The sequence below is a fragment of the Acinetobacter lwoffii genome (genome assembly GCF_024129735.1).
In the GTDB taxonomy this organism is placed as follows: domain Bacteria; phylum Pseudomonadota; class Gammaproteobacteria; order Pseudomonadales; family Moraxellaceae; genus Acinetobacter; species Acinetobacter lwoffii_H.
The window spans coordinates 15,533-41,682 of sequence record NZ_JAMXXK010000033.1; the positions used below are offsets into that span (position 1 = coordinate 15,533).

General features: G+C 43.9%; 23 protein-coding genes and 1 other RNA gene. 14 read left to right on the plus strand and 10 right to left on the minus strand.

Going from position 1 to position 26,150, the window contains the following annotated elements:
- The first annotated feature begins 33 nt into the window (after window positions 1-33).
- From dut to NI469_RS10405, 7 genes are all read left to right on the plus strand, one after another.
- The gene (gene dut, locus NI469_RS10375; RefSeq protein ID WP_253175088.1) at window positions 34-486 is read left to right on the plus strand and encodes a dUTP diphosphatase; all 453 of its coding nucleotides are present in this window, start codon (window positions 34-36) and stop codon (window positions 484-486) included.
- 384 nt (window positions 487-870) lie between these two features.
- On the plus strand, window positions 871-2,289 hold the full coding sequence (locus tag NI469_RS10380) for a phosphomannomutase/phosphoglucomutase (protein WP_253175089.1): 1,419 nt from the start codon (window positions 871-873) through the stop codon (window positions 2,287-2,289).
- A 10-nt stretch (window positions 2,290-2,299) separates the two neighbouring features.
- Window positions 2,300-3,208, plus strand: a complete 909-nt coding sequence (gene argB, locus NI469_RS10385; protein ID WP_253175093.1) for an acetylglutamate kinase — start codon at window positions 2,300-2,302, stop codon at window positions 3,206-3,208.
- Window positions 3,209-3,340: 132 nt separating this feature from the next.
- Window positions 3,341-4,189, plus strand: a complete 849-nt coding sequence (locus tag NI469_RS10390) for a class II glutamine amidotransferase (RefSeq protein WP_253175094.1) — start codon at window positions 3,341-3,343, stop codon at window positions 4,187-4,189.
- 275 nt (window positions 4,190-4,464) lie between these two features.
- A complete protein-coding gene (locus NI469_RS10395) occupies window positions 4,465-4,920 on the plus strand; it encodes a bacteriohemerythrin (RefSeq protein ID WP_005247102.1) in 456 nt (151 codons plus the stop codon).
- Between the two features lie 143 nt (window positions 4,921-5,063).
- Window positions 5,064-6,143: a hypothetical protein gene (locus NI469_RS10400; protein WP_253175096.1), complete on the plus strand. Its 1,080-nt coding sequence runs from the start codon at window positions 5,064-5,066 to the stop codon at window positions 6,141-6,143.
- Window positions 6,143-6,475, plus strand: a complete 333-nt coding sequence (locus tag NI469_RS10405; protein WP_253175098.1) for an RnfH family protein — start codon at window positions 6,143-6,145, stop codon at window positions 6,473-6,475. Before NI469_RS10400 ends, NI469_RS10405 begins: the two co-directional genes overlap by 1 nt.
- A gap of 100 nt (window positions 6,476-6,575) precedes the next feature.
- Here NI469_RS10405 and NI469_RS10410 read toward each other — a convergent pair whose 3' ends face one another.
- Complete coding sequence (locus NI469_RS10410; protein ID WP_004279275.1) at window positions 6,576-6,974, minus strand: outer membrane protein assembly factor BamE; 399 nt, start codon at window positions 6,972-6,974, stop codon at window positions 6,576-6,578.
- Between the two features lie 112 nt (window positions 6,975-7,086).
- Here NI469_RS10410 and fur point away from each other — a divergent pair, with 112 nt between their 5' ends.
- On the plus strand, window positions 7,087-7,524 hold the full coding sequence (gene fur, locus NI469_RS10415; protein WP_005096051.1) for a ferric iron uptake transcriptional regulator: 438 nt from the start codon (window positions 7,087-7,089) through the stop codon (window positions 7,522-7,524).
- Between the two features lie 67 nt (window positions 7,525-7,591).
- On the opposite strand, the gene NI469_RS10420 is transcribed toward fur, so the two are convergent.
- Together NI469_RS10420 and NI469_RS10425 are read right to left on the minus strand one after the other, a co-directional pair.
- Window positions 7,592-8,713 (minus strand): PilT/PilU family type 4a pilus ATPase, encoded by a 1,122-nt coding sequence (locus NI469_RS10420; RefSeq protein WP_253175100.1) that lies wholly within the window; start codon window positions 8,711-8,713, stop codon window positions 7,592-7,594.
- A 30-nt stretch (window positions 8,714-8,743) separates the two neighbouring features.
- Window positions 8,744-9,781, minus strand: coding sequence for a type IV pilus twitching motility protein PilT (locus NI469_RS10425; protein ID WP_004279279.1), 1,038 nt, complete (start codon window positions 9,779-9,781; stop codon window positions 8,744-8,746).
- 123 nt (window positions 9,782-9,904) lie between these two features.
- Here NI469_RS10425 and NI469_RS10430 point away from each other — a divergent pair, with 123 nt between their 5' ends.
- The gene (locus NI469_RS10430; RefSeq protein ID WP_253175120.1) at window positions 9,905-10,594 is read left to right on the plus strand and encodes a YggS family pyridoxal phosphate-dependent enzyme; all 690 of its coding nucleotides are present in this window, start codon (window positions 9,905-9,907) and stop codon (window positions 10,592-10,594) included.
- Between the two features lie 31 nt (window positions 10,595-10,625).
- Here the strand turns inward: NI469_RS10430 and NI469_RS10435 are convergent, their stop codons facing one another.
- The 3 genes from NI469_RS10435 to NI469_RS10445 are packed head-to-tail and all read right to left on the minus strand — an operon-like array spanning window position 10,626 to window position 16,605.
- The gene (locus NI469_RS10435; protein WP_253175102.1) at window positions 10,626-11,735 is read right to left on the minus strand and encodes an acyltransferase family protein; all 1,110 of its coding nucleotides are present in this window, start codon (window positions 11,733-11,735) and stop codon (window positions 10,626-10,628) included.
- 2 nt (window positions 11,736-11,737) lie between these two features.
- The gene (locus NI469_RS10440) at window positions 11,738-15,343 is read right to left on the minus strand and encodes an AAA family ATPase (protein WP_253175109.1); all 3,606 of its coding nucleotides are present in this window, start codon (window positions 15,341-15,343) and stop codon (window positions 11,738-11,740) included.
- A gap of 8 nt (window positions 15,344-15,351) precedes the next feature.
- Window positions 15,352-16,605, minus strand: coding sequence for an exonuclease SbcCD subunit D (locus NI469_RS10445; RefSeq protein WP_168386756.1), 1,254 nt, complete (start codon window positions 16,603-16,605; stop codon window positions 15,352-15,354).
- Window positions 16,606-17,074: 469 nt separating this feature from the next.
- Between NI469_RS10445 and NI469_RS10450 the strand changes: the two genes are divergently transcribed.
- Both NI469_RS10450 and NI469_RS10455 read left to right on the plus strand, forming a co-directional pair.
- Window positions 17,075-17,533, plus strand: a complete 459-nt coding sequence (locus NI469_RS10450) for an ABZJ_00895 family protein (protein ID WP_005107697.1) — start codon at window positions 17,075-17,077, stop codon at window positions 17,531-17,533.
- A 155-nt stretch (window positions 17,534-17,688) separates the two neighbouring features.
- A complete protein-coding gene (locus NI469_RS10455; RefSeq protein ID WP_253175112.1) occupies window positions 17,689-18,594 on the plus strand; it encodes a TIGR01777 family oxidoreductase in 906 nt (301 codons plus the stop codon).
- Here NI469_RS10455 and thiO read toward each other — a convergent pair.
- Both thiO and hemB read right to left on the minus strand, forming a co-directional pair.
- A complete protein-coding gene (thiO, locus tag NI469_RS10460) occupies window positions 18,583-19,707 on the minus strand; it encodes a glycine oxidase ThiO (RefSeq protein WP_253175115.1) in 1,125 nt (374 codons plus the stop codon). The two genes, NI469_RS10455 and thiO, sit on opposite strands and share 12 nt — an antisense overlap.
- Window positions 19,708-19,722: 15 nt before the next feature.
- Complete coding sequence (gene hemB, locus NI469_RS10465) at window positions 19,723-20,736, minus strand: porphobilinogen synthase (protein WP_253175116.1); 1,014 nt, start codon at window positions 20,734-20,736, stop codon at window positions 19,723-19,725.
- A gap of 105 nt (window positions 20,737-20,841) precedes the next feature.
- On the opposite strand from hemB, the gene NI469_RS10470 reads away from it, so the two are divergent.
- A complete protein-coding gene (locus NI469_RS10470; protein ID WP_005247090.1) occupies window positions 20,842-21,339 on the plus strand; it encodes a thioesterase family protein in 498 nt (165 codons plus the stop codon).
- A 78-nt stretch (window positions 21,340-21,417) separates the two neighbouring features.
- Here the strand turns inward: NI469_RS10470 and glpK are convergent, their stop codons facing one another.
- The gene (gene glpK, locus NI469_RS10475; RefSeq protein WP_253175118.1) at window positions 21,418-22,902 is read right to left on the minus strand and encodes a glycerol kinase GlpK; all 1,485 of its coding nucleotides are present in this window, start codon (window positions 22,900-22,902) and stop codon (window positions 21,418-21,420) included.
- Between the two features lie 130 nt (window positions 22,903-23,032).
- On the opposite strand from glpK, the gene ssrA reads away from it, so the two are divergent.
- Window positions 23,033-23,391: a transfer-messenger RNA gene (gene ssrA / locus NI469_RS10480) on the plus strand.
- Between the two features lie 182 nt (window positions 23,392-23,573).
- The gene (locus tag NI469_RS10485; RefSeq protein WP_005027452.1) at window positions 23,574-24,716 is read left to right on the plus strand and encodes a tyrosine-type recombinase/integrase; all 1,143 of its coding nucleotides are present in this window, start codon (window positions 23,574-23,576) and stop codon (window positions 24,714-24,716) included.
- 15 nt (window positions 24,717-24,731) lie between these two features.
- On the opposite strand, the gene NI469_RS10490 is transcribed toward NI469_RS10485, so the two are convergent.
- The gene (locus tag NI469_RS10490; RefSeq protein ID WP_004279293.1) at window positions 24,732-25,745 is read right to left on the minus strand and encodes a hypothetical protein; all 1,014 of its coding nucleotides are present in this window, start codon (window positions 25,743-25,745) and stop codon (window positions 24,732-24,734) included.
- Between the last annotated feature and the right edge of the window lie 405 nt (window positions 25,746-26,150).

Here is a 26,150-nt window from a genome sequence, read left to right on the forward strand (position 1 = left end):
TCTTATTTTAAATGAAACAACAGGAATGAATACATGAAAGTTCAGGTGAAAGTCCTTGACTCGCGTCTCGGTCAGGAATGGCCCTTACCGACTTATGCTACGACAGGTTCAGCGGGGCTGGATTTGCGTGCGTGTGTTACAGAAACCACAATCATTGAACCAGGCCAAACGGTTTTGGTAAAAACTGGTTTAGCAATCTATATTGAAGATCCTACATTTGCTGGTCTGATCTTGCCACGTTCGGGTTTAGGCCATAAACATGGGATCGTGTTGGGTAACTTGGTAGGCTTAATCGATTCTGATTATCAGGGTGAATTGATGGTATCCGTTTGGAACCGTAGCCAGACGGCATTCAGCTTAGAGCCAGGTGAACGTTTGGCGCAGTATGTCTTGGTTCCTGTGGTGCAAGCTGAATTTGATCTGGTGAATGAATTCGAAGCCACTGAACGCGGTGCTGGCGGTTTTGGTCATACTGGTAAAAACTAAGTTTTAATAATGGCTTACACTCATTAACTGGATGTAAGCTATTTTTAGTTGATTAGATTCAATATTAAAAGAATGAGTGGGTTGAAATATATTTAAAAATAAAACCTTATTTTCTAGCCAAGTAGAGTTATTTAAATCTAAAATTTATGTAGTGATCAAATATCTAATCAGATGAAATTCAAAATAAATATAATTAAATAATCGTTGTTTAATTACAAGAACCCTATAATTCTAAAGTTGTAGATTATATTTTTATAATTGATTGTTACATTGAAATCGTTTAAAAATAGCGGGTCTTAAAACAAAAACAAATGTTTAAAGTCATTATGATGAAATCATCATTTTAAATCTCCTTATTTTAACGAATAGTGAAAAGACAGTTTTATGGGATCTATGAATCATCCATTCCCCATGCATATTTTTCGTGCCTATGACATACGCGGTAAAGTCAGTCTATTAGGTGCCGGGATCATTGATGCAATTGCCCACGGTTTAGCCCAGCAGTATCAGGCTGCGGGACAGACACGTGTCGCCATTGGTTATGATGCACGCATCAGTAGTCCGGCTTTTGCCGACACTATTGCTCGTATTTTTAAAGATTATTCGCTGGAAGCCACTATTGTAGGTTGTTGTTCCAGCCCAATGCTGTATTTCACCGCACGCCAGTTTGATGGCAATGGCATTATGGTCACTGCCAGTCATAATCCTAAAGAAGATAATGGTATTAAATGGATTATTGATGGTGAACCACCTTGTCCTGAGATGATTCAACAGGTGGCCCAATTGGCAAAGTCGCATTGCGATAGCCAGCTACTTGGTTTAGCCGAACTGCCACATCAGATTATTCCAGAGTTTTGCCTACAGTATCAGCAAGGAATATTAGAAGATATTCAATTAAAGTGCTCATTTAAAGTAGTGCTGGATGGTTTGCATGGCTCCGCCGGACGTTGTGCCGACCTGGTACTCAGAAAAATGGGCTGTGAAGTGACTGCTTTACGTTGCGAGGCCAATGGACATTTTCCGGATCATGCGCCTGATCCTTCGCAAGACAAACATCTTGAGACTTTACGCCAAACTGTCATGCAACAGCAGGCCGATCTCGGTATTGCCTTGGACGGTGATGGCGATCGCCTAGTTCTGATTGATGAACATGGTCAGATTATCACTGCAGATCAGTTATTATGTCTGTTTGCCGAAATTTGTCTCACTGATTCAGCACCACGCCAATTTGTTTATGATGTGAAATGTTCGACTTTGGTTCGTGATACGGTGCAACGCCTAGGCGGGGAGCCGATAATGATTCGTACCGGCAGTTCATTTCTCAGAACTTATCTGAACCAGTCTCAGCAGCAGGCCATTTTTGGTGGGGAATATGCCGGACATTATGTCTTTAATGATGGTCGCGGCTGGGGCTATGATGATGGCCTCTATGCAGCGCTCCGAGTCATGGAATATCTCGACCAAACGGAGCAAACTCTCGCGCAGGCCTTAGCAGCTTATCCAAAACGACATGGTACTGAAGATCTTTATATTTCAACGCGCCAAGTGCGTCCTGTTGAGCTTTTAAACTTCGTTGAACAACAATCCGCAAGAATTAATGCGCAAATCAGTAAAATTGATGGGATACGTCTTGATTTTGAGGATGGTTTTGGCATCATTCGAGCATCCAATACAGGTGAGTATTTCACGGTGCGCTTTGATGCCAATAATGCCCAAGGTCTGAATGAAATTCGTCACCTGTTTGTAGCCATGTTGCGTGACCGTTATCCAGAGATCGCTCAAGACATTTTAGATGCTCAATAAGGAGAGGCGAATGCCAAATCAACAAACAGGCATCGACAAAGCACAGATTTTGACAGAAGCTTTGCCGTATATTCAACGCTTTGCGGGTAAAACCCTGGTGGTAAAATACGGCGGTAACGCGATGACCGATCCTGAGCTGGAAAGTTCATTTGCACGTGATATCGTATTATTAAAAACAGTCGGTATTAATCCGATTGTGGTGCATGGCGGTGGCCCGCAAGTCGATTCCATGCTGAAACAGCTGGGTCGTGAATCTGACCGTATCGACGGCATGCGCGTGACTGATCCTGCGACCATGGAAGTGGTCGAGATGGTACTCGGTGGTAGCGTCAACAAATCTATCGTGAACCTGATCAACCAGCATGGTGGTCGTGCGATTGGTCTTACCGGTAAAGATGGCAACCTGATCCGTGCGCAAAAACTGCTAATGGAAAAAGTAGCTGAAGATGGGTCGGTTCAGCAAATTGATCTGGGGCTGGTCGGTGAAGTTGTTGGTGTGAAAACCGATGTTCTGGAAATGTTCACCAATAGTGACTTTATTCCAGTCATTGCTCCGTTAGGTGTCGACGAAGCAGGCAATACCTATAATATCAATGCCGATCTGGTCGCTGGTAAAGTCGCTGAAGCTTTGGGTGCAGAAAAACTGATTCTGCTGACCAATATCACGGGTGTTCTGGATGAAAATAAAAACCTGCTGACTGGCTTGACCACTCAGGAAGTCGATCGTCTGATCGAAACTGGCGTGATTTATGGCGGCATGATTCCGAAAGTAGGTTGTGCCCTGGATGCTGTAAAAGGTGGGGTAGTTAGCGCACATATCGTCGATGGCCGTGTACCGCATGCCAGCTTACTGGAAATTTTCACTGATCATGGAGTTGGTACCCTTATTACCAACCGTGTAAATCCGCATCGTTCATAATCCATTTTTTGTGAAAAAGAGTCTCTATGCAGGCTCTTTTTTATTTGGATTTCTTATAGTCAGCTATTTGAAATGGCAGGAACAGTCATGCACAATAAGCTTCTAAGTGAAATAAAGAGCTGAAATCAAACCATGTGCCAACTGCTCGGAATGAATTGTGCCACTCCGACGGATATTACTTTTTCCTTCCGCGGATTTTCCCAGCGGGCGGGCATTACCTCTGATCATGCGGATGGTTTCGGGATTGCTTTCTTTGAAGATAAAGCCTGCCGTCTGTTTGTTGATAACCAGTCTGCGGTTGAATCTCCGATTGCTGAACTGGTACGTAATTATCCGATCAAATCCCGCAATGTGATTGCCCATATCCGTAAAGCCACTCAAGGCAAAATTAATCTGGAAAACTCGCATCCTTTTAGCCGTGAACTTTGGGGCCGGCAGTGGATTTTTGCCCATAATGGCGATTTGCATGATTATTTTCCTGAACTGTCAGGGCGCTTTACCCCAGTCGGCAATACCGACAGTGAGCGTGCCTTCTGCTATCTGCTGGATCAACTGGTGAAACGCTTTGGCTATCATGAGCCAAAACTGGATCAGGTTTTCGATCTGCTGACCGAGGTTTCACCTGCAATCGCGGAGCATGGCACCTTTAATTTCTGCCTGTCGAATGGTCAGGCGCTGTTTAGCTATGCGATTACTAAACTTCACTGGCTGGTACGTGAATACCCGTTTAGACCGGCTCAGCTGATTGATATTGACGTCGAAGTGGACTTTAGTCAGGTTACAACACCTGAGGATCGTGTGGCGGTGATTACTACCGAACCATTGACCCAGAATGAAGAATGGACTGCTTTCCAGCCGGGTGAAATGATCCTGTTTCAGCATGGGGCGAAAGTACGTTCGCGGATGACGCATGTGGAACGGCTGGAACGTGAACGTCTTGATCCTTCCTTAAAACGTGTCACGCGAGCCGATCAATATTAAAATGCAATAAAAGAACGGAGTTTAAACTCCGTTCTTTTATATTTTCAAATAGGAAAAAATCTAAGAATAAATAAAGGTTTATTGCGGATTTTGGTTAATTAATATCTTAGCCTTTTACTCAGGATAAATTATTTTTAATTATATATAACAGAAACTTAAAATGAAAAAGCCGGATTTAGGCGGAAAGCCGACTAATTTGCTTCATTTTTATTTGAATCAATACGCTATATGCTCATTTTCACGTTATAAGTCCTTAATATTTATAGGTGGTCGTAATGAAAATGAAATGGGTTCCAGATTATAATACTGGTATCGATGTGATTGACGATCAGCACAAACGAATTCTCGATTATATCAACGAAATTGATGGAATTGATGCCAATACCGAGCGTGCCCGTATTAAACAGATTCTTGATAATATTATTGATTATACCCAGTCGCATTTCACCTTTGAGGAATCTCTTCAGGAAGAAGCCGGCTATAAATATCGGGTGCCGCATAAACGTGTGCATGACCTGTTTATTAAAAAAATCGAGTCTTATCGTGACCGTTTTGAACTGGGACAGTCCATTGAATCAGAGCTGCACGAAGTATTATCGAAATGGCTGATTAACCATATTCAGCACGATGACGCCGATTATGTCGGTGCCGTGAAAGAAAATATGATGGGGATCATCAAGGAAAAAGAAAAGAAAACAGGTAAAAACTGGTTCGCTCGTTTCTTCTCATAATAAAAGACGTAACGAGATAACAAAAATTAAAATCTAATTATAATTTTTGCGCAGCAAATCACTGTCATGGTGGTTTGCTTTTTGTTTTTGATTTTCACCGCTTCACAAGGCAAAATAGCGCTAGATTTTTATAGGAATGCATCATGCAGGACAATGCTATGTCAAAATGGTTATCGCCGCTGATGGCTTTCTGTTTATCGTTTATTATCATCGCGACGCTCGCACCGATAACCGGTATACAGATTGATCGTCAGCTGGATTTCTGGATGCTCTGGTTAGCCACCATGCTGATTCTGGCGCTTCCCATCTGCTACTTGGAAATTGCTTTGGCCAAGCGCTCTAAAACAACGGCATTACAGGCACTGTCAACGCTGACCCGTGAAGCAGATGCCTCACAAAAATGGCGTATAGTCGGCTGGCTCAGTGTGATCTTTATACCTTTTCTGGCCGGTGCCATGCTGAACAATGCCAGCAATGTTCTGGCGGTTGCTGCACTTGATCTTGCACCGAACCTTTTGTTGATCGGATTGACAATAGTAGCGTTGGCCCTGTCACTGCTACCGCGTCAAATTTTATTAGTGGTTATAGCGATTGGTGTGCTGGCGTCTCTGGTTCTGGCCAATGTGATGGGAACTGCGCTACCTGCATGGCAAGTCACACCAGTCGAGTTCTCGGAATGGGGCAATGCCACGGTATTGGCTTTGGTCGCAAGTGGTCTGGGCATGGGCTTGTACTGGCAGTCTAGCCTGAGCGCTGTACAACAACAGGATGTCGCCAGCAAGACGGTATTGCCGATCTGGATTGCGCAGCTCGTTGCTGTCATTGCATTTGCTTTCTTTGCCGTACAAGCACAAATTCCTGCATTTACTCTGGTCGCAGCAATGGTGGCAGCTGCCGCATTAATTCTGCAAATGGCACGTGAACAATTACAGCAACGCCAGCTTCATCCTGCGATTCAATGGGCGATTGTGGCGGCGGTTACACTGATCTGGGCTATTCCAAATCTAAGCCCAATTTTCAATGTGGTCTTGCTCGTCTGGGGCTTATTGATTTGTTTGATCTATGCACTGTTTGCCGGCTGGATCATGAAGATCAGTCATTTGCGTAAATCAATGAATTTTAGCTCTGAAGCGTTTTATAACATCTGGCGTATTGCAGTACGTGTGGTGTTACCGGTTGGGATTATTCTGGCAATCATTGCTGTCTTAGGACAATTCGTCTGATGAGTGAGGTGATGATCTGGGTGGCGTATGCGACGCTAGAAAAACAATTTCATCTAGCCCTGCCATTTCAGCCCGGCATGACGGCACTGGACGCGATTGAGCAAAGTGGAATCCGTGAGCAGGTCGACTTGCCTGAACCATTATCTTTGGGCATCTTTGGCGTGCGCTTGCAAGATCAGCAGCAGCCACTGGCAGCAGGTGACCGGGTGGAAATATACCGGCCACTGACCATTAATCCCAAAGATATCAGGCGTAAACGTGCTGAGAAAAATCCGGTAGGACGTTATGCAAGAGGCAATCTTTTAAGAAAGCTGAAACCGTCTTCCGAATAGAAAGCGGTTCGAATGAGCAGTAGTCTCAATGATCTGCTCAATCAATCAGCTTAATCAAAAAAGCCCCTGATGATTCAGGGGCTTTTTCATGAGAAACCGACTATAGTGGAGGAGCATTTAAAATTGCTTCTTTTGATCCTGGTAAGCCGGGTTGAGATTCCGGAATCGTCTCCAGACCTTCAACACGTTCCACGATACCAGACTGGTTAAAGTAGATTTTCAAATGCTGGCCCTGGGCTGCCGGGATCTTGGCTTTTTTAGCGTAGGTTCCTGGGGTATAGTTATAGATGTAGTCCCAACGTAAAGGATTCAGTGGATCGCTTACTGTTGGACTGCCCAGTAAGAAACGCACCTGTTGATGGCTCATTCCCACCTGAATTTTAGCGGCTTGTGCTTGGGTTAAAGGGGTTCCTTGTGGAATATCTACTTTATAAACACCTAATGTCGAACAGCCGACGAGCAATGAAGTGACGAATAACGTCAACATGATTTTTTGCATTTTGCTAAACTATCCCAAATTAATTATGATGCATTTGATCCAAGGATAGATCATACTGCATCTAAACTTTGTTGCATATTCCAACTTTGATTTTGTTGAGAGACCTTTTTACATGACTATTTCAAACCAAGATTTACGAAAAGCTGGGCTGAAAGTTACCCTTCCACGAATTAAAATATTAGAATTACTAGAAAATTCAAGACAACATCATTTAAGTGCGGAAGATATTTACAAGACTTTACTCGATCAGGGCGAAGATGTAGGTTTAGCAACTGTGTATCGTGTGTTAACGCAGTTTGAAGCAGCGGGCATCATCGAACGTCATAATTTTGAAAATAATCATTCAGTTTTTGAAATTATGCAGGAAGATCACCACGATCACCTGGTGTGTTTAAATTGCAGCAAAGTTGTTGAATTTATTAATGACACGATTGAAAAAGAGCAGCATGACGTTGCTGAAAAATTTGGTTTTGAATTAACCGGTCACTCACTGAATCTGTATGGCTACTGCGATGCGCCTGCCTGTCAGGAAGTTTTCCGTAAAAAATAATTTGAGCGCTGGTTCAAACAAAAAACAGGCTTCATGGGAAGCCTGTTTTTTTATGCCTTCAAGATGATCAGGACTGACCATCAAAAGTAATATTGGAATGCGCACGTAATAAGTGGCTGCCACCTTCTTCTGACAGCTTGATTTGCAGACGCAGGTCGTTGGGTGAATCCGCATGTTTCAGCGCATCTTTATAGCTGATCTGTTTAGCTTTATAGAGATCATAGAGCGCCTGATCGAAGGTTTGCATGCCCAGTTCACGGGAACGCTTCATCAGGTCCTTAATCTCATGCACATCACCTTTACGAATCAAGTCGGCAATCAGTGGCGAGTTAATTAGAATCTCAATCGCAGCGCGGCGACCATTGCCATCGATGGTTGGAATCAGTTGCTGTGCCACAATGGCTTTCATGTTCAGGGACAAGTCCATAAACAGCTGATTATGCCGGTCTGCTTCGAAGAAATGGATAATCCGGTCAATCGCCTGGTTAGCGTTGTTAGCGTGCAGGGTAGCAAAGACCAGATGACCGGTTTCGGCAAAGGCAATCGCATAATCCATGGTTTCACGTGAACGGATCTCACCAATCAGAATCACATCTGGTGCCTGACGCAAGGTGTTTTTCAGGGCAATTTCAAATGAATCCGTATCAATGCCGACTTCGCGCTGGGTGATAATACAGCCCTTATGCTGGTGAATAAATTCGATCGGATCTTCAATGGTAATGATATGACCTTTGGAATTTTCATTACGATAACCGACCAAAGACGCCAGTGAGGTTGATTTACCGGTACCGGTTGCCCCGACAAAAATAATGATGCCACGTTTGGTCATCGCCAGTTCTTTTAAAATGGGCGGTAACTTGAGTTCATCCATCGTGGGAATAACAGTTTCAATCCGACGTAGCACCATCCCCGGTTGATCACGTTGCTGAAAGGCACTGACACGGAAGCGGGCACTTTTATCCGGCGTGCTGATGGCAAAGTTACATTCACGACTTTCAGCAAATTCTTTACGCTGCTTTTCGGTCATGATGGAATGGAGCAGTTGTCCTACTGCCGCACCGGGTAATTTTACCGAACCAATCGGTAAAATCTGCCCATTAATCTTGATGGAAGGTTCTACATCGGCTGTAATGAACAGATCCGATGCTTTTTTCTCCACCATATAATCGAGTAAGCCGTTAAAATCCATGTATATAAACCCCAATACAATTCAATTTTTTTATAAAAATGCTTCTGGCTGTTTGGCTGCAGTACGTGCAACTTGCGGGCTGATCAAACCTTTGGACACTAGCGTTTTCAGGGTCTGATCCAGCGTGGTCATGCCATAGTTGGCACCGGTCTGAATTGCTGAGTACATTTGTGCGACTTTGTTTTCACGGATCAGGTTACGGATCGCAGGAATACCAATCATAATTTCATGTGCTGCGACACGTCCCCCGCCATTTTTCTTCAGCAGGGCTTGTGAAACTACGGCTTGTAGGGATTCAGACAACATGGCACGTACCATGTCTTTTTCTTCAGCAGGGAATACGTCGATCACACGGTCAATGGTTTTGGCCGCTGAGGTGGTATGCAGGGTACCAAATACTAAGTGACCGGTTTCTGCCGCAGTTAATGCCAGACGAATAGTTTCAAGGTCACGCATCTCACCGACCAGAATAATGTCCGGGTCTTCACGCAGTGCTGAACGCAGTGCTTCATTAAAGCCATGCGTATCACGATGCACTTCACGCTGGTTAATCAGACATTTCTTGGACTGATGCACAAATTCGATCGGATCTTCGACGGTCAGAATATGGTCATAGCGGTTGTCATTAATATAATCCAGCATCGCCGCCAAGGTGGTTGATTTACCCGAACCGGTTGGACCTGTGACCAGTACCAGACCACGTGGATATTCACAGATGTCTTTAAAAATCTGTCCCATGCCCAGATCTTCAAGCGTTAGGACTTTAGAGGGAATGGTACGGAATACTGCACCGGCACCGCGGTTCTGGTTAAATGCGTTGACACGGAAACGGGCCACGCCAGGCACTTCAAAAGAAAAGTCAGTTTCCAGATTTTCTTCAAAATCACGGCGCTGTTTATCGTTCATGATGTCATAAACGAGTTTATGCACTTCTTTGTGTTCTAATGCTGGCAGGTTGATGCGACGAACTTCCCCATCGACACGAATCATTGGCGGTAAGCCCGCAGACAAGTGTAAATCCGACGCACCATTTTTAGCAGAAAATGCCAACAATTCTGTGATATCCATAAGGTCCCCGAGTTCATTAAAATGTTAATTATTTTGATAGAATAATAAGGCTTTCCCACAGCTTAACCAACACTTAGTTCATGGGCAAGGGAAAAAAAGATGAATGAAATGAGAACCCCATCAATGAATATGTTGCAACAGTCACGAAATCAGGTCTTAGTGCAAATTGAAACTGCCTGTGTTGAGGCCGGCCGCGAAGCAGATGCGGTGCAACTGCTTGCCGTTTCCAAGACCCAGCCAAGTAGCGTCCTGGCAGATATGTATCAGGCAGGGCAACGTGCTTTTGGTGAAAATTATTTGCAGGAAGCAGTGGAAAAAATCACGGCACTGAAAGAGCTGGACATTGAATGGCATTTTATTGGTCATGTGCAGCGTAACAAGACCAAGCATCTGGCGGAAAATTTTGCCTGGGTGCATGGGGTGGATCGTCTGATTATTGCCGAGCGCTTATCGAATCAGCGTGAAGAGGAGCAGCCAGCACTGAATATCTGTATTCAGGTCAATATTGATGGTCAGGATACCAAAGATGGTTGCCGACCAGATGAGGTTGCAGATTTGGTCGTACAGATCAGCCAACTGCCGAATGTGCGTTTACGTGGTTTGATGGTGATTCCAGCACCGAATAATCCTCAAGCCTTTGCTGATGCCAAAGTTTTATTTGATATAGTAAAAACACAACATGCTCATCCTGAAGACTGGGATACTTTAAGTATGGGCATGTCTGGGGATATGACCGAAGCGATTGCTGCGGGTTCTACCATGGTTCGTGTTGGCACAGCCCTATTTGGTGCACGGCCTAAAAAGGATGCATAAAATACTAATGTCAGTTTTTTGCAGCAAAGCGTTATCGAAGGGTATTGGATAACGCTTTTTTTCTGGCTGGTTCGAGCCATTTAGCCATCAACCAGGCAAAGACTATTATGCCGAACATGCTGGCAAGCAAGGCTAAAACTGCTCCGCCCAGACCATAGGCCAAAGTTGCCGGAATACACCCCAAAATAAATAAAAGTAAGGGGAAATGGGTGACATACAAAGTATAGGAAAAGTCTGCGGATTGAACCCAGACCGGATGATAATGACTGCGTTGATGCTGGAGTTGTACCAGCCAGCAGCTAAAGCCCAAACCCAGACAGAAATTAAAATGGACAAAATTCGCAGCACGGTATTGCTGGGCCTCATCAATCACCTGAAACTGGTAAGCATCAAAACAGGCGATTAGAAATGCCAAGCCGAATAGGGCTAATTTGACCGATTGTAAGCGGTTTAAAAAACGTAGCTGGATATATCGAAATGAACAGGCAAAGGCACTAAGCCAGACCAGAAAATAAATAAAAAACTGGATGTTCAGTAATGACAGTATAGCCAGAACCATAAAAAATCCGATTTTGGCGATTTCCGAATTTTTTAAAAAAGGTAGGAATCCGGCCAGCACATAAAACCACACTTCATAGCTCAGGCTCCAGAGCGCAGCATTGGCTGAAACCGTTGGTGTTACAAAGCCATTCAAAAATAGCAGCGAGCCCACAAATTCCGGTATATCTACCTTATAGCCAGTCCGGATCATTATGCCAAAACTGTGTTGAAAAGCATGAGTATGGCTGGCAAATAATAGTGGAGCGAGCAGATATAAAACCAGTGTCAACCCCATGGCAAACAGAAAGGGTGGTAAAATTCTACTGCCACGCTGTCGAGCATAACGGTGCAGATTGAACTGACCATGCTGATGAATGTTGTGCTGAATCGAATAGCCGATCAGATAGCCACTTAAGGCAAAGAAAATCATGACCGCGGCCTGACCGAGCAGGCGTACCCATGAATACAGACTGGTATCGAAAGGCGCAATAAATGCCTGAAAGCAATGACTGAACAACACTACAATGGCACTGATGCCCCGCAGGCTCTCGAGCTGTAAGCTGAAATGGGGCGAGAGCTTGTTCGGGGCAGGGTGACTCATCGTTAACCTATAATCTGAATGGTACTTGCACCTGCACCAACCGGTTTGACCTGAATCTGTACCGGAATACGTTCATGCATTTCCTGTACATGTGAGATCAAGACGACTTTACGGCCCTGGCTTTGCAAATGATCTAGTGCATTCATGACCATATGTAAGGATGCCGGATCTAGCGTACCAAAACCTTCATCAATAAACAGGGATTCCAGTTTCATTGAACCTGAAGCCATATTGGCAATTGCCAGTGCCAGTGCCAGCGACACCAGGAAGGTTTCACCCCCCGATAGGGACAGCACAGGTCGGACTTCACTATTCATGTCCAGATCAATAATCGCCAGACTCAGGCTGTCAGGAATACGGTGTAACTGATAGCGTGGTGCCAACGGTTGCAACTGCTGATTTGCATATTCCACCAGAATATCCAGATGATGTTCTTGGGCAATTTTCTGGAATTTGGTACCTTCCTTATGTCCGATCAGATCGTAAATACGACCCCAACGGTATTCTTCAGCTTTGATCTGCTCAATTTGCTGCTGATATTTGGCATAGGTGTTTTGATTATTGGTATTCATACGCAGTTTGGCATCAGTTTCATTGAGCACTTCCTGCTGCATTATTTTTTCCTGATGCAGCATGCCAAGTTTTTGTTCAATTTCCTCAAATTCATGTTCTGGCTGTAGTTTTAAATGGGCCTGATATTGTTCTTCCAGTAATTGCCAGGCTGTTCTGGCATTTTCGAGTGCCTGTTTCTGGTTGGCCAGATTCTGACGAATGCGTTGATGGTTGCTCAGATCAATACTGAGCCATTGGTCAATTTGAACTGCCGTCACTTGCGGATGTGCTGCTTGCCATGCCTGAATATCTTGCTGATATTGAGCCAATTGCTGATCGATCTGCTGAAGTTGGCTGATAAATTCTTGCAGTTTCAAGTGGGTTTGATGCCACTGTTTTTCGGCCTGCGCCGTGCATTGACGCTGTTGTTCTAAAGCCTGCTCTAAGGTCTTGGCTTGTAGATCTAGTGCATCACGCCATTCTGCAGCGACACGGTAGACTTGTCCTGCATGCTCTTTGGTCAATTCAGCCAGTTGTTGACGCAGGTCTTTGCCTTGCTGAATCAACTGCTCTACAGACTGGCTCAATTGAGCAAAATTTTGCTGTTCCAATTGTAGTTGATACTGGCTCTTTTCCAATATCTGCTGCTGTTGATGCAGGTCAGATTCCAGCTGCTTTTGTACTGCCAAGTGCTGCATGCGCTGCTCTAATTGTCGCTGCAACTGAGGTAAGCAGAGCATAGGTGGCTGCGACTGGTACTGCTCGGGCAGTATGCTTAAAACTGGGTGTATCAGCTGGTCGAGTTGCTGACGTTGCTGTAGAGCCAGTTGTAATTGGTGCAATTGCTGTTGTTGTTGACGCCATTGTTGTAATTGTTGCTGGAGCTGTTGTTCCTGCTGTTGTGATAGTTCTAGCTGCTGGACCAGACTTTGAGTGTGATTCGCCAGTAACTGGATGAATGTAGGAAGATTATTGTGCTGCTCGGTAACCACTTCCAGTTTAAGTAGTTGAGATTTACAGTCAGCAGAGGATTGTTGAATCTGGTTTTGCAGGATCTGGCAACGCTGTTGCTGTTGCTCAATTACTGTTTGTGCTTTAGACATTTCAATGCGTTGCTGCTGCTGAGATTGCAGTTGCTGATCGAGCTGCTGTTTTGCCTGCCGTAACTGTTGCTCCTGTAGCTGGTTCAGGCTCTGTTCCAGATGTTCATGGACGGCATCGACAAAAGGATGGGCTGGGCTTCCACAGACCATGCATGGCTCATCCGGTTTTAACTGGCCACGAAGATCCTGCACACTTTGCGCATGCAATAAACGTTGCTGGGCAAGTATTTGTTCCAGGTGTTCATAGGCCTGTTGTTCAGCCTGAATCTGCTGATGTAGTGCCTGTTCGGCCTCTTGCTGCATTTTTAGTTGCTGCTGTTGGCTATTTACAGCAGATTGCAGTTGTTCAAATTCTTGTGATTGTTGAACGATTTGTTGTACCTGCTGTTGCAGCAGGTCGAGCTGACGCTGTTCCGCTTGGCGTTGCTGACGCATTTCCTGAATGGTTTTGAGATGCTCTTCTAGCTGTTCCAGACTATGATGCTGTTGTATCCACTGGTTCAGATTTCCTGAAAGTACTGTAACGGTTTTTTCCAGTTCAGGTAAAGGCTGCTTCAGGCTGTCCGGATTCTGTTGCTGCAGTTGCTGATACTGACGCATAAAGTCTTGTATGCGTTGCAAGGTACTTTGCGGCTCCAGATCGAACACATTTAAAAAGCCAGATTCAGCCAATTGTTGTGCAACCTTTTCTTGCCGAGCTTGTAGCTGATTCAAAGTCTGTTGTTGCTGTCGCAGTTGTTCTTCTAAAGGCTGTAGACGAAGGGTTTGAAACTGGCTTTGCTCTGCATGCAGTTTTTTGTACCGCTCTGATACCGTATCAATTGCATGATCCAGCCTTAAACCTGCCTCCAGATGCGGTTTCAGGTTTGCCAAGTGTTGCTGAAACTGGTGCTGCTGTTGTTGTAAGGCTGTAAGTTTGGCTTCTTCTGCTACAAAGCTCTGTTTGAGCGTTTCAAATTCCAGCGTAAATTGGGTGTGCTGGTGCTGAATCTGCTCTTTTTGAGGGGCTAGACGGGTACGACTCATAAACTGATCCCGAATCGACTGGAATTCATCCAGCTGCTCCAGTAGCTGTTGCTGTCCTGCAGATTTATTTACTGCATCTTGCTGTACTTCGTAGACTTCTTTTTTGGCATGGACTTCTGCATAGAGTTTATGTCGGTCCAGATGCCATTGTTTCTCATTTTCTAGCAGTTTTTCTGATTGCTGCAAATTCTGAAGTTGCAAAGACAAAGAGTTCTGCTGCTGTTGTAAAGCGCTGATGTCTTCTTCAGACAGAATTTCAATATGCCCGATCAGCTTTTCCAGATCGTTGCGCTTGTTTTTGACTTCGCTGAATTTCTCTGCGGCTTTCTGACTAACTAGACTGAAAATCTGCGAATTGGTGAGATATTCCAGTAAATCTGCACGCTCATTATCTTTGGCTTTTAAAAATGCGCCGACTTCCGACTGTGCGAGCAACACTGCGCGGGTAAACTGCTCAAAACTTAAGCCCACCAGTTTTTCAATGAGCGGGGTGACTTCCGATATTTTTTGCGTCAGTGTCGTGTCGTCATCCAGACATTTGACGTAGCGGTCTACTTTTAGATTGCCATCGACTTTCTGGCGTGCCCGTTTAATTTCCCAGCGTGCCATATAGCGTTTGCTGTCGAGTGCAATAAATTCCAGTTCGGCAAAACCATGCACGCAGCCACGGCGCAGAATATTCTTGGAATCCTTGATGGAAACATCCTGACCGCCAGCATCTTTCAAGCTGCCTGTCGCACCTTTTAAACGTGGAATTTCATTGTAAAGCGCCAGGCACATGGCATCGAGCAGGGTAGATTTTCCGGCACCAGTTTTGCCGGTGATGGCAATCAGGCCGGCATGAGCCAAAGGACTCGATTCAAAATCAATATGATGGGTGCCGGTGAGGGAGGCCAGATTATGAAGACTTAGACGTAAAATTTTCATGGCCGATCCTAGGCTTGTTGTTTTTGTGCAAGTTCGTGTTGGGCTTCATTCAGTAATTCCTGAAAATCCCGTTGTACCGAGTGATCCTGCTCATAGCCCATTTTTTTCCAGATATTGAAAAATAGCGATTCCGGAGTAGGGGGTGCCAGATCAATTTTAGACTGGCTTGAACTAAGGTCGACCTGTTGCTGGTAAATCCGGCTGATGCGCAGCAGTCGGTAACGGTTAGCAGGTAGGGCCTGTTCTATTTGCTGACGCAGATCTACCGGAGGCGGCGCATCGGTCGTGTATTCCACCTCCAGAAAATGCCGTGCAGAAAGCTGCTCGATTTCTCCGGCAGGCAAGGCCTGAATTGTAGTGATTAAATTTTCCAGCTTTTCACGAATGCGGAACAGCTCGACAGTACGCGGAATGCTTAAGGCATCGTACTGAAAGCGGTTTTCCGGGTTTTGTTCGGGGTCAATCCTGACTTCAACTATTTGATGCTTATAATTAATCTCACTAAATGACAGCGGAATCGGAGAGCCACTATAGCGAATATGCGGCTGACCGACTTTTTGCGGTTTATGCAAATGCCCTAGCGCGACATAATCAATCACGTCATCAAACAGCGCCGTTGACAGGGCCTCTTCATTGCCGACAATAATCGGACGTTCAGAGTCCGAAGTCTCACCACCTTGCATGTGCGCATGTGACATTAAAATCAGTGCCTGATGTGGCTGTTTTCGGGCTTTGGCTTCGGCAATCAGTTGTTGATGCAGATAACTGATCGCGTTCTGGTTATTGCTGGTATGTTCATTCAGTCCGGTAATTTCGGCACTGCGTAAATAGGGCAGGGTCAGACACCAGGCGATGATATTTTTATCCTGATCATAAATAGGAATAAGCAGCCGATCCAGATTCAGGGTATTTTCTGCAGTGCGGCCTACAATTCCCACTGCTTTGGCATTAAATTTGGCCAGCAAGGGTTCAACCTGCTCAATCCGGTAACCGGAATCATGATTGCCTGCAATCATCAGGGTCTGCATATGTGGCGCCAGATCGTGGGCATCGGCCAGAAACTGGTATAGCTGTCTTTGCGCACTGGAAGCGGGATTGATCACATCAAAAATATCGCCGGCAATCAGCAAGGCATGCGGTTGCTTTGCTTTAATTTGCTCAAGTAGCCAAGTCAAAAACTGCGCATGTTCAAATTCACGGTCATGGTTATGGAAAAATTGTCCCAGATGCCAATCGGAAGTGTGAAGAAAATGAACTGCCATGTAATGAACCCCAAGATATCTGCCTTGCTACTATAGGAAAAAGCACAGGTAAAAATCTACTTGAAATCGATATTTCAGTGAATTGTTTGTGATTTGGAGGCTGAATTTATTTTGATCAGTATGGATATTAATGGACGGTTGTATCCAGATCATCAGATATTAAAGGTTCTGCAAGCCCTCAGATTTTAGAAATAGGAATTTAAAAAAATAAAAACCGACGATTCGAGTGATGATGAAATCGTCGGTCAAATTTGTGTTACATGAAAATTTTGGCTGCTATTCAAAATTTCCCTGTACACTGGACTTATTGCTTTAGCTCTAAAGGTCAGCAAAAATTCGTGGATGCCAGTCCAAATTTTTGTACCTTGTACCCTATATAACGTCACCCTGTAGTGGATGGTTGACAATAAAATGAAAAAAAACCTGATTTTTTTTATACTAGCTTGTTGAAGATCACTGAGTCATGCATATGTTGCCGCTAAGTCGTTATTTTATCTGGTTTTTCGTTATATGTTTTATTTTTACCTGTATTTGCGGTGTACTCGCAGCCTTGCTGCCGATGGGCATGGGTGCAGTCTTGACGATTGTTCCGTATCTGGTAGCCATGATTTGGGTGCTTTTTAAATTTTTAAAACAGCAAAAACGTGCCCCGACCCAAGCAGAGCGTAAAAAATTCACCCTCGGGTTTAGCCTGATTTACTGGGGCTATAATTTATTATTTCTCTTGCTCGGTATTGTTATCGCCACCCGTTCCAATCCGAATGCCTGGCAGGACTTTCTGTTGTATCTACAGCAGCCACAATTTATGAGTATTGTGCTGATCATGTTCCTGATGATCGCAATTCCGCTGTATCTGCTGACCTACTGGTTTTATGGCAAGCAGGCCCAGCGTATGGCAGAGAAAATGTTTGGCCATCCACCTCAGTGAGTATAGATGAATCATTGTGTGACGACTGATCTTCATAAATTGATTGAATGATGAAAGATACAAATTCTCCACTACAAAGATCTTCTCGGTTTAAAAAGCTGAAGATGAGTGGCGTATAATTTAAACCAAGAAAATAATAAGGCGAAGAATGACGAATGTATAAACCTGTAGTGCTGTTGACGGGAGCGAGTGGTTTTATTGGCAGTCATCTCGTGCGTTTTTTACTGGAACGGGATTATCGGGTGATTGGGCTGACCCGTCAGAAAAATAAACATGAACCACATCCGGACTTCCATTGGATCAATCAGCTGGATGAATTAAAACAGCATCAGCTTGATTATGTGGTCAATCTGGCTGGCGAAAGCATTGGTCAAGGCCGCTGGACGGCAGCGCGTAAAAAGAAATTGCTGGATAGCCGTTTAGACACCACCAAAAAGGTTTTTGATTATTTAGAAAAAAATCAGATTAGACCGAAACGGATTATTTCAACATCAGCGGTTGGTTATTATGGTATTGATCCGACAGAGCGTTGGGAACAGGTCTGCACGGAGCAAAGTCCGCCACAAGATATTTTTATGTCTGAACTCTGTGCGAAGTGGGAACAGCTGGCCTTGTCCTATACTAACCAGAACACCAAGATTGTTCGCTTTGCGGTGGTATTTGGTAAAGGTGGCGGGATTCTTCCGCAGATGCTATTGCCGATTAAGTTGAATCTGTTCGGGCGAATTGGTCATGGACGTCAGCCAGTGACCTGGGTGCATCTAGAGGATGTACTGCGTGCGATTGAATTCTTGATGCTCGAGGATACAACCGAGCAGATCTTTAATGTGGTCGCGCCAGAAAAAAGCAGTCAGGCCCAGTTCGCACGAACTACGGCCCAGATTCTGAAACGCAAACCCTTACTTCCACTACCCGCATGCAGTCTGAAAATGATGCTGGGAGAACAGTCACAACTGGTATTGAACGGTCAGTATGTACAGCCCAAAGCCTTGCAGGAGGCTGGATTCCAGTTTCATTATCCAACTCTGAAAGAAGCGCTGGATAATATCCTAAAGCACTAAATGACTGGGCTCTAATAAACGGACTGGATCATAAGGAACTGGATCAACGATTGGCGTTTGTTCAAGGATAAGTTGAGCGAGTAGTTTGCCTGATGCCGGCCCCATACATAAACCATTACGGAAATGTCCGAAATTGGCCCAGGCATTGTGTAGCTTGGGAATTCTGCCTATATAGGGAATGCCATCGGGTGAGCTGGGTCTTAATCCGGCCCATTGCTTGACCAGCGGAAAATCTGCCAGTTCCGGTACCATCTCGATACACGCCTGTAAAATATCCTGCCGGATTTCGCTAGAAGGCGAGGTGTCAAAACCGACCTGACGCATACTGGAACCACATAAAACATGTCCATCCTGACGTGGAATCAGGTACATCACCTTATGCATGCACATGGTCGGCAGCCAGTTTTTTGGCGTTTTAAACAGCAGCATCTGGCCCTGAACCGGCTGTACCGGAATTTCCAAACCAAGTTGCTGTGACCAGTGTTGCGACCATGCTCCGGTTGTGAACACATATTGATCTGCCTGAAAAACCTGGCTATGTTCATCTGAGATACTTTTTACACAGCCTTGCTGAATATTGAGCCGAGTGATTTTACAGTCTTCTTGCCAGGTGACACGAGGATGCTGCTTCAAATAGTGAATGATCGACTGTAATAACCGTGGATTACGGATATTCGCCAGTTCAGGGAAATAAATCGCCTGCTTGAATTTGCTCTGATTAATTCTTGGATTGATCTGTTGCAGTTTAGCCTGATCAAGCAATTCTGCCTGTTGCTGCGGATCCTGATGTGTTTTGGCATAACTTAAACCGATTTCAAAATCGGATTCATCAAAAATCAGCATACCTGTTTCATGAATCTGGAAATCGATGCCAGTGAAAGGTTGCAGTTTTTGATTCCAGTCCTGATACATGGGTTTGGCATGTCGGGCCAAAGCATTTACAGCAGCGGGATAACGCCACGGATACATAGGGGAGAGGATGCCTCCTCCAGCCCAGGATGCAGCCTGTCCGGCGGCCTGCTGATCAAAAAGGGTAACAGAACATCCCTGTTCAATAAGTTCCAGCGCCGACATCAAACCCGTTATGCCAGCGCCGACAATGGCAATATGCATTGCGCCGAAATCCTTTTACTTCATGTCTTTCAGTTTAAGCGCAGCTTCTTCAGCAAAATAGGTCCAGATACCATCTGCACCGGCACGACGACAGCTCATCAATGATTCTAAAATGACGCTATCAGATAACCAGCCATTTTGAATTGCCGCAGCCAGCATCGCGTATTCGCCACTGACCTGATAGACAAAGGTTGGTACACCAAAAGTGTCTTTGACTTCGCGGACGATATCCAGATAAGGCATGCCCGGTTTAACAATCACCATGTCTGCACCTTCCTGAATATCCAGCGCAATTTCATGCAGGGCTTCAGCACGGTTACCGACATCCATCTGGTAATTGTATTTATTGCCGCCTTTTAAGTTGCTGGCAGAACCGACTGCATCACGGAACGGGCCATAGAAACTTGATGCATATTTGGCTGAATAGGCCATGATCGAAGTATAGATATGACCATTTTGCTCAAAGGCCTGACGAATCGCACCGATCCGGCCATCCATCATGTCACTTGGAGCAAATACATCTGCACCGGCTTCGGCATGGCTCAAGCCCTGTTTAATCAGGCACTCGACCGTTTCATCATTTAAGACATAACCGTTCTCATCAATAATGCCGTCCTGACCATGCGTGGTATACGGGTCTAATGCGCCGTCAGTAATCAGCACCATTTCTGGCAGTTCTTTTTTCAATAAACGCAAGGTATTTTGCACCAGACCATCTTCACGCCATGCGGCTTCTGCGGTCAGGCTTTTATCTTCTTGTGGGGTGACCGGAAATAGCGCCAGTTTATTGACACCGAGTTCCAGCAGACGTTCTGATTTTTTTAACAGCAAGTCTGCTGACAGACGCTGGATATTCGGCATACTTGGAATATCTTGGGTCTGGTTTTGTCCTGGCAGGACAAATACTGGATAAATGAGATGATCTGCCGCGAGATGGGTTTCACGAACCATCGAACGTAAATATTCATTTTTACGAATACGACGCATGCGAGTTGCAGGAAACGCGGGACGATTGAACGTATAAGTCATAAAAATCTCAGTAATCAGTATTAAACTAGGCCTCTATTGTAGCCCTAACTCAAATTTTTGGGCATAAATTAGCGGTTTTTTATTGTGGTGGATTCGGGCAGAGTGATGAGTAAGACAGAGAGAAACTGGACGGGTAATATACATCTGGGCTCGAAAGTGGATATTGATGTAGTCCTGAAACAGCTGGTACATGCTTTTAATAGCTCTCCTTTTTTTAAGCATAACGGCATGACCATGCGGGTGGTCGAGGGCCAGATTGAGGCCTATGTAGAAATGCAGGATTTCATGATTGGTAATGTGGCTTTCCAGATTCTGCATGGCGGTCTGGCTGCAACTGTACTGGATAGTGTCGGTGGTATTGTGGCCATGGGCGAACTGTATAAAAAAGCTGAACCGGAAACGATTGCAGATACCATTAAAAAAGTATCGCGTCTGGCGACGGTCGATATGCGGGTGGATTATCTGGCGCCTGGACGTGGCAAATATTTTATCGCGCGTGCAGAAACCTTACGTTTGGGGCGTAAGGGCTGCACCATGCGCATGACCATGGTCAATGATGAAGATAAGGCGATTGCAACAGCGATTGCTTCTTATGCCTATTAATGAAATCGTGAACTGAGGGAGTTAAAAGCACTGTTTAAAAGTGCTTTTTTATGATGATCAAATATGAACCTAGAGGATTTAGAGATCAGATTTAGCCCGTTTCAAGGCATTTTGCCATTTGGCTAAATGCATTTCTCTTTCGTCATTTTGCATTTTGGGTTCAAAAGCACGGTCCAGCTGCCAGGACTGGGAAATTTCATCCAGGTTTGAAAATACCCCAGCTTTTAATCCGGCCATAGCGGCTGCGCCCCAGGCAGTAGCTTCTAGCATTTTCGGACGCAGTACCGGTACATTCAGAATATCGGCCTGAAATTGCATTAGCATGTCATTGCTGCTGGCACCACCATCAACCCGCAGTTCATTAAGTGGATGTGCAATATCAGACTGCATCGCACTGAGCACATCCGATACCTGAAAGGCAATAGATTCAAGGGCTGCACGAGCGATATGCGCTTTGGTCGTACCACGTGACATGCCACAGAGTAGGGCACGTGCTTCACTATCCCAATGCGGCGCGCCCAGTCCGGTAAATGCCGGAACCAGAACCACCCCGTCACTATGCTCGACCTGATGCGCCAGTTTTTCCACATCACTGCTTTTTTGAATAATTCCGAGACCATCGCGTAACCATTGCACTACAGCACCAGCCATAAATACGCTGCCTTCGAGCGCATAGGTGGTTTGATCATGCACTTGCCAAGCGAGGGTGGAAAGCAGCTTGTTCTGGCTAAGCTGAATTTTATGTCCGGTATTGAACAGCATAAAGCAGCCAGTACCATAGGTGTTTTTAGCACTGCCCACCTCAAAACAGGACTGGCCAAAGAGTGCAGACTGCTGATCCCCCAAAATTCCGGTGATGGGAATATTGGCCCCAAGTAAGCCAGAAGCAGTGTCAGCGACATAACAATCAGAAGAGATAATCTTGGGTAAGACTGAAGATGGAATATTAAACAGCTCGAGTAGCTCCTTATCCCACGACTGTTGCTGCAGATTCATCAACATGGTACGAGAAGCGTTACTGGCTTCAATGACGTGCTCTGCGCCTTGGGTCAGATTCCAGATCAGCCAGCTATCGATGGTACCAAATGCCACATGGCCTTGTTCAGCGAGTGCTCGTACTCCCTCGACATGCTCTAAAAACCAGACCAGTTTTCCCGCACTAAAATAAGGATCAATCCGTAGGCCGGTTTTTTGCTGAATTTTGGACATCAGGCCTTGTTCAATCAGCCGGTTACACCAGTCAGATGTACGACGGTCCTGCCAGACGATTGCCGGAGCGAGCGGTTTGCCGTTTCTACGATCCCAGACTACGGTCGTTTCGCGCTGGTTAGTCAGGCCAAGGGCTTTAATATCTTTTGCCAGAATACCTGCAGTCGCCAAAGCTTGTTGTACCACGGCAATCTGTGAGCTCCAGATTTCTTGAGCATCCTGTTCCACCCAGCCCGAATGTGGGGTGTGGATATGCGTTTCACGTTGAGCCGTTGCCTGAACTTGTCCATGTTCATTAAAAATAATGGCCAGACTTGACGTAGTTCCCTGATCTAGTGCCAGTAAATAGCTCATAATTTTTCTGTTATTTGGCTTGAAAAGTAAAATATTAGCGCAATAATGTAATTAAGCGCATCAAGTTGTGTAAATGTTCAGAAAATACATCGTAATTTTTGACATTTATGCTATGATTGCCTTGTACTTTGGGGGTGTTTCTGGCTTCGACGCTGGTGATGAAACTCATAGATGCATGCCGAGAGCGCATTTTCTCTCGTAAATCAAATTTGCATTTTTTAGTCGCAAACGACGAATCATACGCTCTAGCTGCCTAAGGGCAGCTTGTCCGCCTCTCCGAATACTTGTGGTTAGAGAGTCCGACTGAAGCGCACGCACACAAGTCCGTATAAAGCCAAGCCTCGGGGCTTTGTACTAAATTAAGAGGATCGCGATTTGTATCCTGTTCGTCGGGTCACAAAGAGTTAAAATAATAGACGATATCTAAGCATGTAGTATTCTCGAGCGTAGTGCTGGCGGACGCGGGTTCAACTCCCGCCACCTCCACCAAAATTCTTTCCGAAGTAATCCATCGGAATCTAAAAAAGCCTTTAAACTCAATGTTTAAAGGCTTTTTTTTATGCCTGTTTGTCCGATATTGTCTGATCCTATTTGACCCCATATTTGCTCTTTGCGGGTAAATATTGGGAAAATTTACCCAGAAATTAATACATCAATTATGGGTAATCGACATGCCACTTACAGATACTGAATGCAGAAAAGCACAGCCGAAAGATAAACAGTATCGTCTTTCGGATTTACATGGTTTATCCCTCATCATTACCACCAAAGGTCAAAAATATTGGAATGTACGCGTCACTGTCCATGGTGAACGTAAGTCTGAATCGCTTGGCCCATATCCAGATTTAAGCTTAAAAAAGGCAAGGGAGCTTGCATATGAGCTTAAGCATCGATACTCACGTTCAGTATTGCATGAAGACTTAAAGCCCTATTTCGAAGAAGTTGCAGAAGATTGGTTTAATAATCAAAAAGAAACCTGGTCATCCAAACACATCAGTAATGTTCGAGCTTCATTGGATGAGCTTTATATTGCTCTTGCTAATAAGCGTATTAATCAGATTCAGGCACCTGAGATTCTGCAGATCATTAAGAAGATTGAAGCTAGAGGCTCGCTTGAAATTGCAAAACGGACCTTATCTCGTTGCGGCATGGTCATGAAGTACGCCATTGCGCATGGCTATCGCTATGACAATCCGGCAGGTGATTTAGTCTACGCCCTCAAGAATAAAAGGGTCAAAAACCTGGCTTCGCTTTCTGCCTCTGAGATGCCTGAATTTCTTAGACGTATTAAGGCTTATCCTGCCGATGCTCAAACACATCATGCCATTGTCCTGATTATGCTGACAGGCGTTCGGGTCAGTGAGTTACTACAAGCACGCTGGGAAGAATTTGATCTGGAGGGGCGTAAGTGGGATATCCCTGAAGAGCGGATGAAGAACCGACTTTCACATCGTGTGCCGTTGACGGACATGATGATTGCCGAGCTTCAGGCTTTGAGACTTACCCATAATCAGGAACTGCTATTTCCCCATCGTTTAAATAACAAAGAACCTATGCGTAGCGAGTCTATTTTGGCTGTGATCAAGCGTTCGGGCTATGCAGGTCGGATGACCACACATGGTTTTAGATCGCTATTTAGTACAGTCGTAAACGAATCGAATCTGTTTAATCCAGATGCCATTGAACGCCAGCTTGCTCATGTGCCTCAAAATAGAATTCGTTCGGCATATAACCGAGCGCAATATTGGGATGAGCGGGTGAGATTGATGCAGTGGTATGGGGAGCAGGTAGAAGGATGGATGGCTCAGTATTGAGCCTTTCCTTTCTAGTTACTTATAGTCTTTATATTCTTCATATTCCTTATTAATCAATTTTTCTAGAAGTTCTGATTCAGAAATATTGTAAAGCTCTGCTAATTCTTTCAATCGAACTTTTGTATTTTTTCTTAAGGGTAAGTGAAATTTCTTTTTAAGATTATCCTTATTTTTTAATCTAAAAACATTTTGCTGCCATGCTTTTTTAAGTTTATTTAAATCATTAATATACTTTTCTCTATTATGAATATAAAGATCGTCAAAATAAGCATAGATATAATTTTCATGTAACTTTTCTTTTTCAAAAAGAAATTGAGGGAAAACATTGTATTCAAAATTTTTATCAATATAGCTTTTACTCCACTCTATAAAATCTTTATTCTTAATGTATTTATTTAGATTTATTTTTTCTTTTATTATTTTATCAAAATCAGCAATATATTCTTCCAAGTCTAAATTTTTTTGAATGATATTGTGCGTTATTTCGGGGTTTAAATAAATCAAAGCTAAAATAAAAATTCTAGGATTATTAATGTTTTTATGAACTTTATGATTGTCGTTTTGTCTAAGTATTTTAGGGTTGTGGGCGGATTTGTGTATTATATTATTATTAATTTGACTTGATGTTTCTGAGTTTTTTAATTTTTTAAATGTACTTTCTCTAATAAAAATAGGTATATCGTAGTCTTGGGTGAATCTATTAATTAAGAACCAACATAATCTGTCATCCTTTAGGTGTAGATTAATATCTATATTTAAAGTATATTCTTCCTGTTCTTTATGACAATTCTTAATAAAGATATTTATTTCTTCTTCTTCAAGTTTAGATAAAGTTGTTTTTATATAATCAAATAAATATTCATAAGAATATTTTTCATTATAAAAATTGAAAAAATCACGAGGGGTGTAATTATTAGTGCTAGCCACTTTCCAAGCTATCCATACATACTCATGCTCTTTAAAACCTCTTAAAAGTTTGTCAATCAAAAGCCCTTTACGGATATTGTGATTTACTGAAGTTAAGCCCATTTTTATTAATTACCTGTAGTATTTCTTGTAGTATTTATACTAATATTTTCTCTAGTATTTTTCAATACTGAAGTCACCTTGAATGCTTAAAAATATTAGCTTATGGACATTTTTATTAGCTATTAATTAGGTTTTAGCTTAACTCTAGCTTTTTTGAGACTCGATCCTACATGAATTTAAGCATAGAGCAGGGAGGAAAAGTTTTTCATGTGGAGAATAGGTACTGCACTACAGGAGGAATTTGGACTCCCTAGAGCTTTGGTTATATATATTATCTTTTATTAGCTAACACCTGATTGAGAAGTAAAAATTATGGTGGTGTTTCAAAAAGTATGCTGACATTAAATGAAGCCATTATTGATGTAAAAAAAGGTTAAGTCGAAAGCTTTAAAATGGTTTTCAATC